We start from the raw sequence: 848 nt of genomic DNA on the forward strand, positions 1-848 counted from the left end.
TAACGCCCTGTTAAGGTGTGAGCAATGCAATACCGAAGCCGCCGCATACCACCTAAAACACAAATCGCAACGCATAGCAAAAATGCCAAGCGTTGCGAATCACTCTTAAACAGATTGTTAGCTGCTATGGTTGAAAGGGATTCCTTGGGGCTGGTTTGCTACTCACTTTAGGTGCGGGCTTATTGTAGTCAAGCCAAACTTTTAAATCGTACACAGATTTAAAGTCTATCATTTTCATCGTTTTGCTATAAGGGTCCCGAGTGATGAGCTCCACGCCACTGTTGCTATCCTCTTCTAAAGCAAGCAACCAATCTATATAAACTTCGAAGACCTTGTAACTAGCGCCAATTTCCCCGTTTAGAAAATCGTCAATAAGCTTATCGGCCTTTTTTCGTTCTTTATAGTTCGCAGCCGATTGTTTGAGTGGTACGAATTTACTAAATACTGAGGTGTTGCATACCTCATAGTAGTATTTGTTAAACTCAACTGTCCGGCCATTAGATTTGGTAGACCAACCTATGTAATGACACTGAAGGCTTTGTTGTAACCTCCGTGAGTCCTCATCAAGTTGAACACACAAGTTAAGCCTTCTTGCTTTTTTGTTTTCGGTTTTGATATCGCTTTCTTCGTATTTAAACTCAGCGAGAACAAACATAGTATTATTTGTAAAGATATAATCACCGCCTAAAAGACTATCTTGTCCATCTGACGAACAACGCGTCAATTTTTCGCCTTTTTCTATTGCAACTTCTTTAAAATGATCGAAAAAGCCATCAATGATGGACTGCTCATGTTTTTTTTCCAATTTAAATCCCCGTACTTCAAAGTAATATTATCAGCTAACGCCC

Annotated in this window: 1 protein-coding gene; it reads right to left on the minus strand. The window is 39.7% G+C overall.

Features of this window, described 5'->3' with window-relative positions; translation table 11 throughout:
• Positions 1 to 124: 124 nt before the first annotated feature.
• The gene (locus tag ATB78_RS27820; protein WP_061011161.1) at positions 125 to 805 is read right to left on the minus strand and encodes a hypothetical protein; all 681 of its coding nucleotides are present in this window, start codon (positions 803 to 805) and stop codon (positions 125 to 127) included.
• Between the last annotated feature and the right edge of the window lie 43 nt (positions 806 to 848).

This window comes from Vibrio sp. CUB2, from assembly GCF_001557945.1.
Classification (GTDB): domain Bacteria; phylum Pseudomonadota; class Gammaproteobacteria; order Enterobacterales; family Vibrionaceae; genus Vibrio; species Vibrio owensii.